The 15781-nt window shown below is 69.1% G+C and carries 12 protein-coding genes; 9 read left to right on the forward strand and 3 right to left on the reverse strand.

Translation table 11 applies throughout. The features are described from left to right. The first annotated feature begins 377 nt into the window (after positions 1-377). Positions 378-3296, forward strand: coding sequence for a thrombospondin type 3 repeat-containing protein (locus AC16DP_RS44840; RefSeq protein ID WP_329729091.1), 2919 nt, complete (start codon positions 378-380; stop codon positions 3294-3296). 301 nt (positions 3297-3597) lie between these two features. Here AC16DP_RS44840 and AC16DP_RS44845 read toward each other — a convergent pair whose 3' ends face one another. The 3 genes from AC16DP_RS44845 to AC16DP_RS44855 are packed head-to-tail and all read right to left on the reverse strand — an operon-like array spanning position 3598 to position 5030. Beyond that, entirely contained in the window at positions 3598-4035 is a 438-nt protein-coding gene (locus AC16DP_RS44845; protein WP_329729092.1) for an SMI1/KNR4 family protein, read from the reverse strand. Next, positions 4032-4310 (reverse strand): HNH endonuclease, encoded by a 279-nt coding sequence (locus AC16DP_RS44850; protein ID WP_329729093.1) that lies wholly within the window; start codon positions 4308-4310, stop codon positions 4032-4034. Before AC16DP_RS44850 ends, AC16DP_RS44845 begins: the two co-directional genes overlap by 4 nt. Before the next feature lie 18 nt (positions 4311-4328). Beyond that, positions 4329-5030: an expansin EXLX1 family cellulose-binding protein gene (locus AC16DP_RS44855; protein ID WP_329729094.1), complete on the reverse strand. Its 702-nt coding sequence runs from the start codon at positions 5028-5030 to the stop codon at positions 4329-4331. Between the two features lie 272 nt (positions 5031-5302). On the opposite strand from AC16DP_RS44855, the gene AC16DP_RS44860 reads away from it, so the two are divergent. The 8 genes from AC16DP_RS44860 (at position 5303) to AC16DP_RS44895 (ending at position 15757) form a co-directional block, all read left to right on the forward strand. After that, a complete protein-coding gene (locus AC16DP_RS44860; RefSeq protein ID WP_329729095.1) occupies positions 5303-7102 on the forward strand; it encodes an adenylate/guanylate cyclase domain-containing protein in 1800 nt (599 codons plus the stop codon). Continuing rightward, entirely contained in the window at positions 7102-8400 is a 1299-nt protein-coding gene (locus AC16DP_RS44865; RefSeq protein ID WP_329729096.1) for a serine/threonine-protein kinase, read from the forward strand. The genes AC16DP_RS44860 and AC16DP_RS44865 overlap by 1 nt, the downstream gene beginning before the upstream one ends. Continuing rightward, positions 8378-10750, forward strand: a complete 2373-nt coding sequence (locus AC16DP_RS44870; protein WP_329729097.1) for a FecR domain-containing protein — start codon at positions 8378-8380, stop codon at positions 10748-10750. Before AC16DP_RS44865 ends, AC16DP_RS44870 begins: the two co-directional genes overlap by 23 nt. Positions 10751-10787: 37 nt before the next feature. Continuing rightward, positions 10788-11804: a stage II sporulation protein M gene (locus AC16DP_RS44875; protein ID WP_329729098.1), complete on the forward strand. Its 1017-nt coding sequence runs from the start codon at positions 10788-10790 to the stop codon at positions 11802-11804. Between the two features lie 38 nt (positions 11805-11842). Further along, positions 11843-11980, forward strand: a complete 138-nt coding sequence (locus AC16DP_RS44880) for a hypothetical protein (RefSeq protein WP_329729099.1) — start codon at positions 11843-11845, stop codon at positions 11978-11980. A gap of 94 nt (positions 11981-12074) precedes the next feature. Next, positions 12075-14867: a serine/threonine-protein kinase gene (locus tag AC16DP_RS44885; RefSeq protein WP_329729100.1), complete on the forward strand. Its 2793-nt coding sequence runs from the start codon at positions 12075-12077 to the stop codon at positions 14865-14867. A gap of 178 nt (positions 14868-15045) precedes the next feature. Beyond that, positions 15046-15381, forward strand: coding sequence for a hypothetical protein (locus AC16DP_RS44890; RefSeq protein ID WP_329729101.1), 336 nt, complete (start codon positions 15046-15048; stop codon positions 15379-15381). Positions 15382-15397: 16 nt separating this feature from the next. Then, positions 15398-15757 carry a DUF4288 domain-containing protein gene (locus AC16DP_RS44895; protein WP_329729102.1) on the forward strand — a complete coding sequence of 120 codons (360 nt, stop codon included), beginning with the start codon at positions 15398-15400 and terminating at the stop codon, positions 15755-15757. The last annotated feature ends 24 nt before the right edge of the window (positions 15758-15781 follow it).

The following is a 15781-nucleotide window of genomic DNA, read 5'->3' on the forward strand; positions in this document are numbered from 1 at the left end:
CCCACCCTGTCGAGGTGAGCCGGATCACAGCACGGCCGTGGCTCGGCTGTCAGTCTGGTGCGCGCTACGGCGATAGAGCTTTGAAATCCTGGCAGCTATTTCAATCGAAACGAGCGTATGCCCGTGAACGGGCTCGCGCAGAGGTGGACATGATGCGACTGGCCTCCCTTCTTTCCGCGGGTATCCTCGCCCTCCTATGGCCACGGAGCGGTTTCGGACAGACAGTCACCGATTCCTTCAACGACGCGAGCCGCATCGACGCCGCCACCTCGTCAGGCCATGCGCTCGTCGGTGGAACGCTGCGCTCCTTTAGCGGTGTAGACCTGGGGACAGGGGCCGACGGCCCATGTGTGGTCAGCGACGAGATCGTCGAACCCTTGAAGAACGTCGATCCCCCGAGGACCGTCGAGCTCTCGAAGGGCTCATGCGTGGGCCGGGCGGCAGCGGACGCCGTGGCGTTCCCGGTGACGACATACGTAGGCGCCGGTCAGGCGAAGGTCACGCTCGCGTCAGCCCCCACCGGGCTCGCGGTCGGCGATGAGGTCCTCATCATCAACTTGTGGGGCAACGCGGCAACCGTGGGGCAGTACGAGACGCGTCGCATCCGGAAGATCTCCAGCGACACCCTCACGCTCGACGCCAACCTCACCAACACCTACAACGGCTGGATAAGCGCGGTGATGGTGCAGCGCGTGCCGAACTACACGTCGGTGTCAGTATCCGACGGGTGGACGCTCACCGCCAAGGGCTTCGATAGGAGCCGGGGCGGTGTGCTCTTCCTGCGCGTGCGCGACACGGTGAGCGTGGAGGGCGTCATCGACATGAGTGCGCGCGGCTACCGGGGGGGGCGGCGTGTCAATCCGGATTGGGGCGGTGGCTATCGCGGGGAAGGGCCGGACACGGCATCTGGCACTATACGGGCCTACACTCAGTCGAGTGGAGCGGGCGGAGGCGGGGACGCCGAAGCCTGCCACTCTGGCGAGGGCGGTGGTGGTGGTGGTTACGGAACCGAAGGAGGAGACGGTAGCGGGGTAGGGAATCAGTGTGGCGGTGGATGGTACTTCGGCAAGCATAGGGCACAGGGTGGCGCGACCTTCGGCAGTGCGGGCCTATCGGAACTCGTTCTGGGGCCAGCTGGGGGCAGTGGGGGCGTCGATAACGACGGGGGTAATAAGGGCGGAATAGGGGGAGCGGGCGGTGGCATCATTGTCATCGCAGCGCAATCCGTGAGCGTTACCGGAGGTATTCGCAGCCATGGGGAGAATGGCACCAATAGCACCGGGGCTTTTTTTCCGGGTGTCGGCGGCGGTGGGGGCGGCGGCGCGGGCGGATCCATCCTCCTCCAGGCGCACACCCTCTCCCTGGGCTCGAACCTCGTCACGGCGAGTGGGGGCGGTGGGGGGCGCTCGCCCGAGTTCTCGAACCATGGCGGCGCCGGGGGCGCCGGCCGCATCGCGGTGCGATCCCTCTCGGTTCCATCCGGGAGCACCAGCCCCATCGCGGACCTCACGCCGCTCCTCCACTCGCCAGCCACGGTGACTTCCACCAACCTGCTGGCGGGCATCCCCTTCATCGGGTCCATTGATACCTTCTCCTACAGCCTGAGAGAGCTTCCCGCGGGCTCCAGCGCGTCCATCCAGTTCAGCCAGGACGGCCAGAACTGGTACGACCACCGCAAGCAGCTGAACCAGTCATCGGCGTTGACGGTGGGAATGAACCAGAGCCTCTCGCTCGAGGAGCTGGGGTGGCATGGCTCGAATTTCTACTACCGGGTGACGCTGGAACCGGCCTCGACCGAGTCCCCGGTGTTGGATGAGATCTCGGTGGTGTACTGCGCGGACGCCAGGGACACGGACGGGGATGGCTTCGGCGATGCGTGCGACGCCGATGCCGACAACGACGGCGTGGCGAACAAGCTCGACAACTGCAGGGATTTTCCCAACGCGGACCAGGCGGACGCCGACGGCGACAAGGCCGGTGACGTGTGCGACCCGGACAAGGATGGCGACAACAAGGAGGACACGTCCGACAACTGCAGATGGACTTCCAACGAGGACCAGTTGGACACCGACGACGATGGGGCCGGTGACGCATGCGACGTGGACGATGACAACGATGCCAAGGAGGACACAGCCGACAACTGCATCCGGGTGGCCAACAAGGATCAGAAAGACACGGACAAGGATGGCCTCGGTGACGTGTGCGACAGCGATGCCGACGGAGATGGACTCTCCCTGGATACGGAGCGGACGTTGGGCACCGCTCCACTCCTCGCGGACTCGGATGGTGACGGGATTCGGGATGACCTGGAGGTGGGCAATCCCCCCGCTGCCCAAGACACCGATGGTGATGGCTTCATCGATGCGCTCGATGAGGATGCCGATGGAGATGGCGTAGCCGACCTGGAGGAGAACGCGGGGGCGCGGCCCGGCGACCTGGTCAACTCCGATAAGGATGGCCTGCCCGATTACCTCGATACGGACAGTGACAACGACGAGGTGCTCGACGGGAGCGACAACTGCCACCGGGTGAAGAACACGGACCAGGCGGACACCGACAAGGACGGCACGGGCGACCTCTGTGATGCGGACATGGATGGCGACGGGCTCACCAACACCTCCGAGGAGCGGTTCAACCTCGACCCGAGGAGGGCGGACTCGGAGGGTGACGGCATCCCGGATGGTGAGGAGTTCGGCGAGGGCTCCGAGCCGCGCGACACCGACGGGGACACGCGGCTCGACGCCCTGGATGAGGACTCCGATGCCGATGGCATCCCCGACGCAGAGGAACTCGGCGTTCCCGGCAAGCCCGTTGATACCGACCAGGATGGCCGGCCGGACTACATCGACGAGGACTCGGATGGCGACGCGCGCGAGGACGGCCAGGACAACTGCCGCCTGGTGGGCAACGCCGAGCAGCGGGATACGGACGGCGACGGCAAGGGAGATGCGTGTGATGGCGATCTCGATGGCGACAACGTGGCCGACGAGCGCGACAACTGCCCCTCGCTGGCGAACCCCGACCAGCTCGACACGAACGGAGATGGCCAGGGCGATGCTTGCGGCCCGGATGACGACGGGGATGGCGTGGCCGATGAGTCGGACAACTGCCCGCTCGCCCTCAACGCCAATCAGCGCGATGCCGACAAGGATGGGCTCGGCAAGGCGTGCGACCCGGATGAGCGCGATGGGTGCGGCTGCTCGGTGGGCAACGGAAGCGCGGCGGGCCTCGCGCCCATGTTGGGGCTGCTGCTGCTCGCACTGAGGTCTCGCCGCTCACGCTTCAGGGCGAGCTGACGGAGAGGGGCGACGAGCCAGTTCCTGCCCCGGGGTCCCGCGGAGGGCTGCTTCGCGGCTCCTCGGGGCATGATGTCCTCGCGGAGGGCCGCCAGCAGGGGCTCGCGGGCGGTGCGCAGGATGAAGTCGCAGCGAGAAGCGCAGCCGGCCCGGGTCCAGGCGCAGCAGCTCGGACACACGCCCGTGGAACTGGCTCGCCAGCTCGAGACGGCGTTGCGCGATGGGAGAGACCCCGGCCCCCTGTGCCGACAGACTCATGGGCCCGACTATTTCACTTTTTCAGCCCGCGTTGGATCCATCTCTACTCGTCATACAGGGCATTCAGGAACGCGGAGAAACTGTCGGCGATGGGGGTGATGCTCAGTTCCACCGAGACGTGGGCGATCCTGGGTGGGTACGGGGTCTCTCTGTAATCGAAGCACACGAACTCCCCTCCAGGCGTCTTGGCGAACGGAAAGATTCCAGGAGGGATAAGAGGCTTCAAAACCTCATGGACGCGCATCACGGAGTACGGCTTCTTCTCCGGGTCGACCGTGAGGGTCAGGAGTACACTGAGCCTATCGTTCCCTTCGGCCAGCTTGAAGGTGCCAGGCTCGGGAGTCATGCCCTGGTGATGCGAGACGATGCGCTTGTATTCTTCGGGGAGCGTTACACCCCATTGCCGCTCAAGCAGCTCGAACTCATGTGGATTGACGGGACGAGGCTCTTCCCAGAGATAAGGCTCCCAGCGAACCGTCATGGGCGATTGCCTCCTCCCCAGATCGCCATGCCACCGGTATGGGGAATCGACAGTTGATGAGCCCCTTCATCCACGAGTTGCATTCTCCCAACGTCCTGATGGTGATGCCAGGAGTGTCCAACCGGTGGATCCTTGGAGGTGATTGGTTTCTCGACGTCCTTGGGGCTCAGCTTGAGTGTCTGTGCCAGCTGGGGATCTTCGTGGATTGCCTGGTGGAGCTTGCGGTTTGCTTCCGCCAGAAAGGAACCCCCTTCATGGTTCAGGCGTGCTTGCATCGACGCAACGTCCGATCTTCAGCCCGCCTTGAACTGGGCCGCCCCGTCGTAGGTCGCGTTGGAGTTCGCGCCGGGCAGCGTGTCCTCCAGCGTCTGACCGTCCGAGGCCGTCACCCGCACCTTGATGGCGCCACTGCCCATGCCGGCGGGCTCGACGAAGTAGTTGTAGGACTCGCGCTTGACGTTCACCCAGGCACCGTTCTTCCAGTACTCGAGCTTCGTTACGGGCAGGCGGTGGTTGAGCACCTGGATGGCGGTCCACCACTGCGAGCTTCCGTCCTTGAGGTGGTAGCGGACAGGGCCCTGCACGTCGCACGTCACCATGCGCCAACGCACGTTCACGCGGCCCGCGATGGGATCGGCGAGCTTCTCGAAGGCCGAGCGGCTCAGGTCCAGGTGGCCCTTGGTCGGGCAATCGGGGCAGGAGTCCACGATGCGCACGCGCAGGTTGCCCTTGGGGCCCTCGATCTCCACGCACGAGCCGCACACCGCGCTGTTCTCGTACTGGCCGATGTTCATCGCCGCCACGTCCAGGTTCCCCGGGCTGGGATCGAAGCTGCAATTGCCCGCGCCCGTCGCGTCGTAGAAGGTGATGAGGCCGTCCTGGAACTCGCCGAGCGCGCGCAGGGCTCCGCCCGGGTCCGTGGGGCCACAGGCCGTGAGCAGCGGTAGCAGGATCGTCGCGAGCCAGCGTGCGGGGGCGAGCTTCTCGATGCGCATGACAGGGTCTCCTCTCAGCGGGAAGGGGGCAGGGAGTGTAGCGCGTCCAGACGCTCGTGCCCGGCTGCTCGCTCCAGGAGCGTCCCCCCGGAGAGGGGCCGGGCGGGGGGTTGAGGTGGTTCGGGGCTCGCTCCGTGCCTCCAGAGGGTGATAAGCCGGGGACTTCCTCCCCGACGTCTCTCGGAAAGCCCGAGCCCCTCAGACACGCGATGGCAGCGAATCCTGTCCCCGTAGTGGAGACTCGCAGCGCGGAGCGCGGCACGGAGGCCCCCATGCCTCCCGCCCAGGAGATGGGCACTCCGGTGAACCCGAGAGGCCTCCCGCTCTCCATCCGCCTGTTCCTTCTCACCCTGCTCTGTGCGCTGCCACCTCTGGTGGGGCTGAGTTGGAGGGCGAGGTCCACCAACGAAAAGACCCTCAAGGAGTCCGTCCTTCACCTGCACCGTTCCATCGTCTGGGACGTGCAGCGGACCGTTCGGGGCGAGCTGACCCGTGTCGAGCAGGACCTCGAGGACATTTCCAAGATCCTTTTTGGGCCTGGGCTGGGCGATGACACCACGCGCTATGCACTCGCCGGCTCCCGGGTGGCGGCGCTGCGCGACATCGACTTCGTCACGCTCTACGCCCCGAGCGGCCAGAGCGTCACCACCGTGAAGGCCGAGGAAGTGCCGGAGCCGCGAGTGCCTTCCCGGCTGGATCCCGCGCTCCTCGAGGCCCTTCGTGTCTCCAACGGTCGACTTGTCGTCCAGGGCGTGTATGCGAACGCGCAGGGGGAGCCAGTGCTCGAGGCCTTCTTCCCTATTGTCCGTGACGACGGCTCCGTGCGTGCCGTGCTTGGCACCCAGGTGAAGCTCCATGAGCTGTGCACGTTGATGGGTAATTTCGGCGAGCAGTTCCTTGGCTCGCGCGAGAATGTCTTCGTCGTGGACCGCGAGCGGCGGCTCGTGCTTCATGCGGACCCCGCCCGGGTGGCCGCTCGCGAGGACTTGTCCCGGCACGGTCTCTTCTCGGCGCTCAGCGGCGACTCCTCCTTTGGCACCGACATGGCCGCCATCTCGGATTTCCAGATGGACGGCGTGGAGATGCTCGGCTCGCTGGAGGTGCTCTCCGAGCGGGGCTGGGCTGTGGCCGTGCAGCAGCCCCAGTCCGTCGTGTATGCGTCGCTGTTGTCGATGCGCAGGTCCATTCTCGAAGCGTTCGCCATCGCCGCGCTGGTGGCCCTGGTGGCTGGCCTGCTCGGGGCCCGTCAGCTCACCCGGCCCATCCGTGATCTCGTGGCCGCGACGCGGGCCCTCTCCGAGCGCACCTTCCGCGGCGTGGGCGAGCGCGTTACCCGGCGCCGGGACGAGCTGGGCACCCTGGGCCGCGCCTTCGACAGCATGGCCCTCACGCTGGATGCCAAGGAGCGCGAGGTCGTCGCCCAGACGCAGGTGCGCGCGGCCCTCAGCCGCTACCTGTCTCCCGACGTGGTGGACCTGGTCGTGTCCAACCCGGACCAGCTGCGGCTCGGCGGCGAGCGCCGCGAGGTCACCATCCTCTTCGCCGACGTGGTGGGCTTCACCAAACTGTCCGAGGCCCAGCCGCCGGAGACCATCGTCGCGCTGCTCAATGAGCTGTTCACCTTCGCCACCGAAATCATCCAGCGGCGCGGGGGCATCATCGACAAGTTCATCGGCGACTGTGTCATGGCGGTGTGGGGCTCGCCCCAGTCGCACCCGGATGACGCCCTGCGCGCGGTGCAGGCGGCCGAGGATCTGCGGCGCTGGCTCGACGTGGGCAACCGCCGCTGGCGCGCGCGCTGGGGCATCGAGATCCAGCTGGCCATCGGCATCCACACCGGCCCCGCGGTAGCGGGCAACGTCGGCAGCGAGAAGCGCATGGAGTACACCGTCATCGGCGACACCGTGAACGTGGCCGCGCGCATCGAGTCCATGGCCCAGCCCGGGCAGATCCTCGTCAGCGAGTCCACGCGCGAGCGCATCGGTGACAGTGGCGTGGAGCTGGTGCCCGCCGGGGAGCGCCAGCTGCACGGCCGCACCGCGGCCACCCGCATCTTCGAGGTGCCGCTCTGATGCTCGAGCCGGGCACCCTCATCGCCGAGCGCTTCCGCGTCCTGCGATCGCTCGGCAAGGGCGGCATGGGCACGGTCTACGAGGCGGAGCAGCTCGGCCTGGGCCGCCACGTGGCCCTCAAGGTGATGCACCCGCACATCGCCAGCGCTCCCGGTTTCTCCGAGCGTTTCCAGCGCGAGGCCCAGGTGCTCGCCCGGTTGCGCCACCCGGGCTCCGTGGAGGTGTACGACTACGGGCTCGACTCGGGCTTCCTCTTCCTCGCCATGGAAATGGTGTCCGGCGAGACGGTGGACTCCCTCCTCATGCGCGAGGGCGCGCTGCCGGTACCGCGAGCGGTGGACATCGCCGTGCAGGTGCTCGAGGTGCTGGAGGCCGCGCACGCGCAGGGCATCATCCACCGCGATCTCAAGCCCGCGAACCTCTTCCTGGAGTCCACCCCGGGGGGCGAGCGCGTGAAGGTGCTCGACTTCGGCCTGGCCGCGCTCGGCGGCGAGCTGCACGCGCGTCTCACGCAGGAGGGTATGTCCGTGGGCACGCCGGGCTTCATGTCCCCGGAGCAGATGCGCGGGCAGCCGACGGACGGGCGCAGTGACCTGTACTCCCTGGGGTGCGTGCTCTACGAGCTGCTCACCGGCTTTCCTCCCTTCCCGGTGATGCCCTCGGCGGAGATCGTCGTCGCGCACCTCTACAAGCCGGTGCCCCCGTTCCACGAGGTGCGGCCGGACCTCTCCGTGCCCGAGCGTCTGGAGTCCCTGGTTCGCAGGGCCATGGAGAAGCTGCCCGCCGCGCGTCCGCCCGACGCGGCCTCCATGCGCCAGGAACTGCTGGCCGTGCTCGCCGAGCCCGTGGGGCCTCCGCCGCTGCCGAAGAAGCGGGGCGAGGGGAAGAAGACGGAGCGGGGGCTCGGCGGGGCGCGGCACGAGGTGCCCGTGCCGAAGCCCGTGCCCGGTGGGGCACCCGTGGGCGTGCTGGTGCCCAGGCACCAGGAACTCGCTGGCAACACGCTGGTGATGTCGCTCGCCGCGTGTGGCTTCCAGGCGTGGGTGGCCTCGGAGACCGAGCCCTGGGAGACGTTCGGCGCGCTGCTCGTCGTCGCGGACGGGCGCGAGTCGCTCGCCTGGGCGAGGTCCCTGGCCGCGCGCCCGGGTTCTCCTCCTGTCCTGCTGTGTGGTCCCGCGGATGACTGGGACCTGGTGACGGGCGCGCTCGAGGGAGGACTGTTCGACTTCGTCCCCCTGCCGCTCGATCCGATCGATCTGACCCGGAAGGTGTCGCGTGCCCAGAAGCTCAAGCGTTAGAGGACTCGCCACGGCACTCGTGCTGGTGCTGTGCCTGCCCGCCGTCTCGTGGGCCGAGGCCCCCAAACCCGTGGATGACGACGTGTACGTGGTGCAGCCCGGGGACACGTGCGGCAGCGTGGCGCGCAAGGTGTTCGGCGATGCGACCACCGGCTCCGCGAAGCTGCACGCGCTCAACAAGATGGGGGCGCCGCCGCATCAGCTCGTGCCGGGCACGGTGCTGCGCATCAAGGGAGACCCCGACGCGCGCCTCACCTTCGTCCGGCCCGAGGTCAACTCGAAGCGCGCGGGCAAGGTGGAGTGGTTCCAGGCCAACACCGGCCAGGGGCTGTGGCGGCTGGACTCCGTCAACACGCTGCGCGAGGCCGGCGCCGAGGTCACCTTCCGCGACCTGACGCGGCTGCAGATGAACGAGAACGCGCTCGTCGTCATCTACGGCCAGGCCACCAGGGCCACGGACAAGGTGAAGAAGTCCGGCGCGGTGGAGCTGCTGCAGGGCGAGCTGAACGTGTCGCTGGCGGAGCTGCGCGGCGAGCCCGTGGGCGTGCGGATGCCGGCGGCCACGGTGGCCGCGCGCTCGAAGGACCTGCTCGTGGGCGTGGACGGCCAGCAGATGAGCCGCGTCTCCGTCTATGACGGCCAGGCCGAGGTGAGCGCGCAGGGACAGAACGTCCAGGTGCCCAAGAACCATGGCACGCGGGTGGAGAAGGGGAAGATGCCCGAGAAGCCCCGTCCGCTGCCCGAGGCGCCGGCGTGGGCGGGCGGAGCGCGCTCGGTGCGGCTGCTGCTGGACGAGAAGGGCGTGGACGAGGAGCTGGCGTGGGCGCCGGTGAAGGACGCGGCGTCGTACCGGGTGGAGCTCGCGCGCGACGAGCGCTTCAACGATCGGGTGCATGGGGAGACGGTGCAGGCGGGGCAGGAGTCGCTGAAGTCCGTGGCCCGGGCGCTGGCGGCCGGCAGGTACTTCGCGAGGGTGCGTGCCGTGGACGCGGCGGGCCTGGTGGGCAGTGCGTCCGCCGTGCGTCAGGTGGAGGTGATGCGCGTGAAGACGGAGCGGGGCACGGTGGGGCCCCAGGGCATCCGGGGCGCGCAGCGCCTGGACTTCACGGTGGAGGGTGCCGAGTCGCTGGACTTCCGTCTCGACGGCGCGCCCACGACGCACCCGGTGCGGGTGGAGGGCGTGGGCACGCATACGCTGGAGCTGTTGCCTCGCGGCGTTCCCGATGCCCGTCCGGAGAAGCTGACGCTCACGGTGGTGCCGCCGCGCGTGGACGTGGACGTGGAGCCCGTGGCCGGCGCGTTCCGGGTGAAGGTCCTGGTGCTCGACGAGCAGGGCAAGCCGCTGGAGGGCCCCTTCGCCGCGCTGAAGCTGCGCGGACTGCATGGCACCCAGGTGGAGGAGCCGCTCCAGCGTCAGGCGGATGGCTCGCTGTTGACGCGCGCGGTGCCGGGGATGCGTGACGGGGAGCGCATGGCCTCGGTGGAGGCCCTCTGGGGCGACACGCCCGTGCAGCAGGTCAACGCGCTGGCTCCCGGGGAGCAGGCTCCGGTGCCCATGGCCGCCGAGCCCTCGACTCCCGTACAGGACGCCGAGGCGGAGGTGGCGCTCATGCCGCTGCTGGGTGCTCCCTCGGGAGGCCTGGTGGAGGCCTCGCCCCTGCCCACGGCCTTCCTGCCGCAGGCCTGGCTCTTCGAGGTGCGGATGCAGCCCGGACTGGGCGCGGAGGGCCTGGACATGGCGCGTGGACGCAGCACACTCGCCGTGGAGGGCCGCGTGTCCGAGCGGGTGGCCGTGGGCACCGCGCTGGCGATGCGCCCCGGTGCGCTGTTGAGGGGCGGGGTGACGGGCCCGTTGCCCGACACGGAGCTGTCCGCCTCGCTGTCGGCCCGGGTGCGGCTGACGGACCATCCCGCCTTCCGGGTGCTGCTGGCATTCGATGGCTCGCTGGCGGGCTCCCGCTTCGACGAGAAGGCGCGAGGGCTGCGGCTGCGTCCGGCACTGATCGCGGGGTTGCGCCGGGACCGTTGGGCCTTCTCCACCAGCCAAGCCTATGCCCTCCGGCCGGGCCAGGCCGAGGCCACCTGGGACAGTGCCTATCAGGTCTGGTTCCTGCCCCTGCCCATGCTGTCGCTCGGGGCGGAGCTGGATGCGCTGGTGGGCGCCACGCCCCAGGTGTCCGGTCCTTTGGGCCTCGCGGCCGGCGTGGGGGCCCGGTTGAAGCTCGGCGGCTTCGAGCTGGGCACCTCGGTGCGCCGGGGTTTTGGCCCGGATGGGACGCGCGTCTGGGGCGATTGGTGCGGACAGCTGACACTGGGCTGGTCCGGCCTGGGCGCGTTGATGCCTCAGTAGTCACGCGCCGCCCGCCGATGGCTTAGAGTCTCCTCTCATGGAGATGCCCGAGTTCATCGAGGCGAGGCGGCCGCGCTGGCAGCAGTTGGAGGCCCTGCTCGACAAGGCCGAGGAGCGCAGCCTGCGCGCCTTGAAGCTGGAGGAGGCCCGCTCGCTGGGCAAGCTCTACCGCGCCGTCTCCAGCGATCTGCTGTGGGTGCGTGCCCGCGGCGGCTCGGCCGACGTGAGCGAGTACCTCAATGACCTGGTGGGCCGCGCCTACGCCCTCACCTACCCGGGCCAGCGGCCGAGGTTCTCGGACGTCTGGGGCTTCGTCGCCCGCGGCTTCCCCGCGCTGCTCCGCCAGGAGTGGCGCATGTACCTGGCCTCGGTGCTCCTCTTCCTGGCGGGCCTGGGCTTCGGCTACCTGGGCATGCTCGCGGACCCGGACGCGGCCCAATACCTCGTCCCCGAGGAGCACCTGAGCCTGGAGCCCGTCCAGCGCGCCGCCGACGAGGCCTCGGGCGACGGCATGTCCGCGCAGCAGCAGGCGGCCTTCACCACCTTCCTCTTCACGCACAACATCGAGGTGGCGTTCCTCGCCTTCGCGTTGGGCATCACGGTGGGGGTGGGCACTGCGCTGATGCTCTTCTTCAACGGCCTGATGCTGGGGGCGCTCGCGCAGGTGTACACGGCCAAGGGGATGGCCGGCTGGTTCTGGGCGTGGATCCTCCCGCACGGCATTCCGGAGATCACCGCCATCTGCATCGCGGGCGCGGCGGGCTTCGTCATCGCCCGGGGGCAGGTGGCGCCGCGAGGCCTGCCCCGGGGCATGGCCCTGCGCCAGGAGGCCGTGCGCGCGGTGAAGCTCCTCTTCGGCACGCTCGTGCTCTTCGTGCTCGCGGGCTTCATCGAGGGCACCATCTCGCAGATCCACCCGCCGAAGCTGTCGGTGCTCTTCAAGGTGTCCTTCGCCCTGACCGTGGGCCTGGGCGTCTATGCCTACCTGTGCTCGGACTGGATGCGCGGGGCACGAGCGGATGCCGCGGCTCCGGACGGAGGCGGCGCGCGTTAGAGCGGAGGACGGGGAGGATCTGGCGCATCGCCTGGCGCGTGCGCGGGTTCCTCGGCGACATCCTGCTCGCCCGGGGGATGACGGCGGAGGCCCGCGAGTGCTTCCTGCGTCAGGTGCCCGAGAACGCCCGGACCCTGGAGCTGGCCCGCCAGCGTTGGGGCGAAGTCCCGGTGTAGATTTACAGCGGACCAGTGCCTGTTTGCCGTACGCACGGTGAAGGCCCAGGGCGGATGGCGGGGTGGGGATGTGATAGGTTCTCCCCTGTCCCGCATGGATAGCGACAAGACGGCTCCATCCCCACCGAGACCTCCCCCCAGCATCGCGCCGCAGGGCCAGCTCATCGCCGGGCGGTTCGTCATCGACGACCTGGCGGGACGCGGAGGCATGGGCCTGGTCTACCGCGCCAGCGATCTCACCACGGGCCGGAACGTGGCCCTCAAACTGCTGCATGCCTCCCCGTCGCAGGAGACCACGCTGCGCTTCAACCGCGAGGCCGTGCTGCTCTCCATGCTGGACCACCCGGGCGTCGTGTCCTACGTGGCGCATGGCACCATCGAGGAAGGCCAGCACTACCTGGCCATGGAGTGGCTCGAGGGGGAGGACCTGGCGCGCCGGCTGCTGCGCGAGCCCCTGCGCCTGTCCGAGGCGCTGGCCCTGCTGCGCCGGGCCGCCGAGGCGCTGGCCGTGGCCCACCGGCAGGGCATCGTCCACCGCGATCTCAAGCCCTCCAACCTCTTCCTGCGAGGCGGCCGGCCCGACGACGTGGTGCTGCTGGACTTCGGACTGGCCCGGCAGGCCGTCCCCACGATGATGGGCGTGACGGGCACCGGTGCGGTGGTGGGCACGCCGGGCTACATGGCGCCGGAGCAGGCCTCCAGCGAGCTGGAGATTCCTCCCGCCGCCGACGTCTTCTCGCTCGGGTGCGTGCTGTACGAATGCCTCACGGGCCGGCCGCCTTTCGAGGCGCCGCACTTCGCCGCCGTGCTGGCCAAGATTCTCTTCGCCGAGCCGGCGCGCCTGCACAAGCTGCGCCCCAGCCTGCCCGTCAGCATGCAGGGGCTGGTGGACCGGATGCTGGTGAAGGATCCGAAGCGGCGGCTGGCGGATGCCGACGGGTTGCTCAAGGCGCTCGCGGAGCTGGAGTCCGTCCCCGAGCTGCTGCTGCCCCGTTCCGAGTCGGACCCGCGCCCCGCGAGTCTGGAGGGCGCCGAGCAGCAACTCGCCAGCGTCCTGCTGATGTCCCTGCAGTCGCCGGACCCCGAGGACACGGCGGCGGCTCCCGGGAGGGGACTCGAGGTGCGGGATGCGTTGCGCGAGGAGCTCTCGGCGCATGGAGTCCGGGTGGAGCTGCTGGCGGACGGCTCGCTGGTGGCCACGCTGGTGCCCGAGCGCGGCACGGCGACGGACCAGGCGGCGCTGGCGGCGCGCTGTGCGCTCACCTTCAAGGAGCGGTGGCCCGAGGCCGCGGTGGTGCTGACCACGGGCCTGGGCATGTTCAACGAGCGGCTGCCGGTGGGCGAGGCCATGGACCGGGCGGGGCGGCTGCTGCGCCAGTTGGAGCGGATGCCCTCGTCCGCGTGCGTGGTGCTGGACGATGTCACGGCGGGGCTGCTCGGGCCGGGCTTCCAGCTCTCGCGCATGGACTCGGGCGCCTTCCTGCTGCAGGGCGAGCAACTGGGGGTGGATGCCTCGCGGCCCCTGTTGGGCAAGCCCACGCCGTGTGTGGGCCGGGAGCAGGAGCTGGCCCTGCTGGAGTTCTCCCTCAACACCAGCATCGAGGAGCCCGCGTCACGGGCCATGCTGGTGACGGCGCCGGCCGGAGTGGGCAAGTCGCGGCTGCGCCACGAGTTCCTGCGCCGGCTGGAGCGGCGGGAGCAGCCGCCACTGGTGCTGCTGGGGCGGGGAGACCCGATGAGCGCGGGCGCCTCGTACGGCCTGATGGGCCAGGTGCTGAGGCAGCTGTGCGGAATCGTGGAGGGGGAGCCCCTGGAGACGCGCCGTGCGCGGCTGTTCCAGCGGGTGGCCCTGCACCTGCCGGCGGAGGAGGCCCAGGAGGTGGCGGCGCTCCTGGGCGAGCTGTGCGCCGTGCCCTTCCCCGGAGAGGAGAGCCCCCGCCTGCTCGCGGCGCGGAGCGATCCATTGGAGATGAGCACGCAGGTGAGCCGGGCCCTGGTGCACTTCCTTCAGGCGGAGTGCGCCCACCGGCCGGTGCTGCTGGTGCTGGAGGATCTGCACTGGAGTGACGCGCTCACCGTGAAGCTGGTGGAGGAGGTTCTCCGGGCGCTGGCCGAGCAACCGTTGATGGTGCTGGCGCTGGCGCGGCCGGAGGTGAAGGAGCTCTTCCCCGCGTTGTGGGGGCGCCGCGTGCAGGAGCTGCCGCTGCATGGGTTGAGCAAGAAGGCGGGGACGCGGCTGGCGCGCGAGGTGTTGGGGCCGCACGTGCCCGAGGCGGCGGTGCGCCGGGTGGTGGAGCTGTCGGACGGCAACGCCTTCTTCCTGGAGGAGCTCATCCGCCTGGTGCCCGAGGAGCGTGGAGACTGGGCGCCGGAGACGGTGCTGGCTGTGCTGCAGGTGCGTTTGATGCGGATGGAGCCCGCGGCCCGGCAGGTGTTGCTGGCGGCGAGCGTCTTCGGCCGCACCTTCTGGCGGGGCGGTGTGGAGGCCTTGCTGGAGTCCACGGTGGGCGAGACCCTGGAGCGTCACCTGCGGCAGCTCGTGGAGCAGGAACTCATCGCGCCGCAGCCCGGGGGCCGCTTCCCGGGTGGGGGCGAGTACCGTTTCCGTCACGCCCTGGTGCGGGATGCCGCCTACGGCCTGGTGTCGGACACGGTCCGGCCCACGGGTCACCGCCTGGCGGGCGAGTGGCTGGAGCGGATGGGAGGGGAGCCGGATCCATTCGAGCTCGCCACGCACTTCCATCTCGGGCAGCAGCCGGCGCGTGCGCTTCCTTTCTATCTCCAGGCCGCCAAGCGCTTCCTGGAGCGGCACGATCTGACGGGGCTGGTGCGCTGCCAGCACGGCGCGCTGGCCTGCGGTTACGGCGGCGAGGCCCCCGCGGTCTGAGGACATGTCCCTCCATCGCTCTCAGCGACTCCGATGCATCGCACTCGCGATGAGCCTTGTCGTACTGGGAGCCGAGGGGCGCGCCCATCAAGAGCAGTCAGTGCCCGGTGTCTCCAGTCTGGACTGTGCACCTGCCGCGGCGCGGCCTCCCGGCCTCCATGCATGTCCGGTCGAGACCATGAGCTGTTATCCCGGGTGCGCGCAGGTTGGAGAACTGTATGCGTGCGGGGCTCAGTTGATCGCGCTCGCGGGAGGACTGACCGCCGCGATCATCGCGGTCGCGGAAGCGGAGGACACTTCGGTCGACGACTTCTGCAAGAAGCACACGGCCCTCTGCGCGAAAGGCGGCGTGCAGAACAAGGAGAACGAGTACGTTCGTGATGCCAGGTTGCGAGCGGACCCTTGTGGGTGGCTTCAAGAGCAGTACGCCGGAGCCGATGCAAGCGAACGCGAGAAGATTCGCCTGGCGCAGAAGTTCCTCGGCTGTCGCAACAAGCAGAAGCGCAAGACGTGAGGGGAGCGAGGAAAAGATGTCCTGGTATGCCGCGCATGTCGTGCTCTATTTCGAGTACAGGGAAGGGCCGCAGGACGAGTTCCCGGTCATGGAGAACGTCTACCTCATCCACGCCGCGACCGATGAGGCAGCCTTCGCGCGAGCCGAGAATCGAGGACGCTCCGACTGCGCGGAGGACGACGAGAGCCTGACCGTCAATGGAAGGCCCGCCCGTCTCGTTTTCGGGGGCGTGCGGAAGCTCATCTCTTGTGCCACCGACGCTGAAACCCTCGAGGATGGTGTCGAGGCAACGTACTCCTTCCTGGTCGTTTCCGGCCGGCAGCAGCTCGATGCCTTGATCAAGGGGGAGCCCGTCCCCGTGCTCTACGAGGAATGAGCGCCCGCCGGATTGCCCGTCAGC

This window comes from Archangium sp. (genome assembly GCF_057119385.1).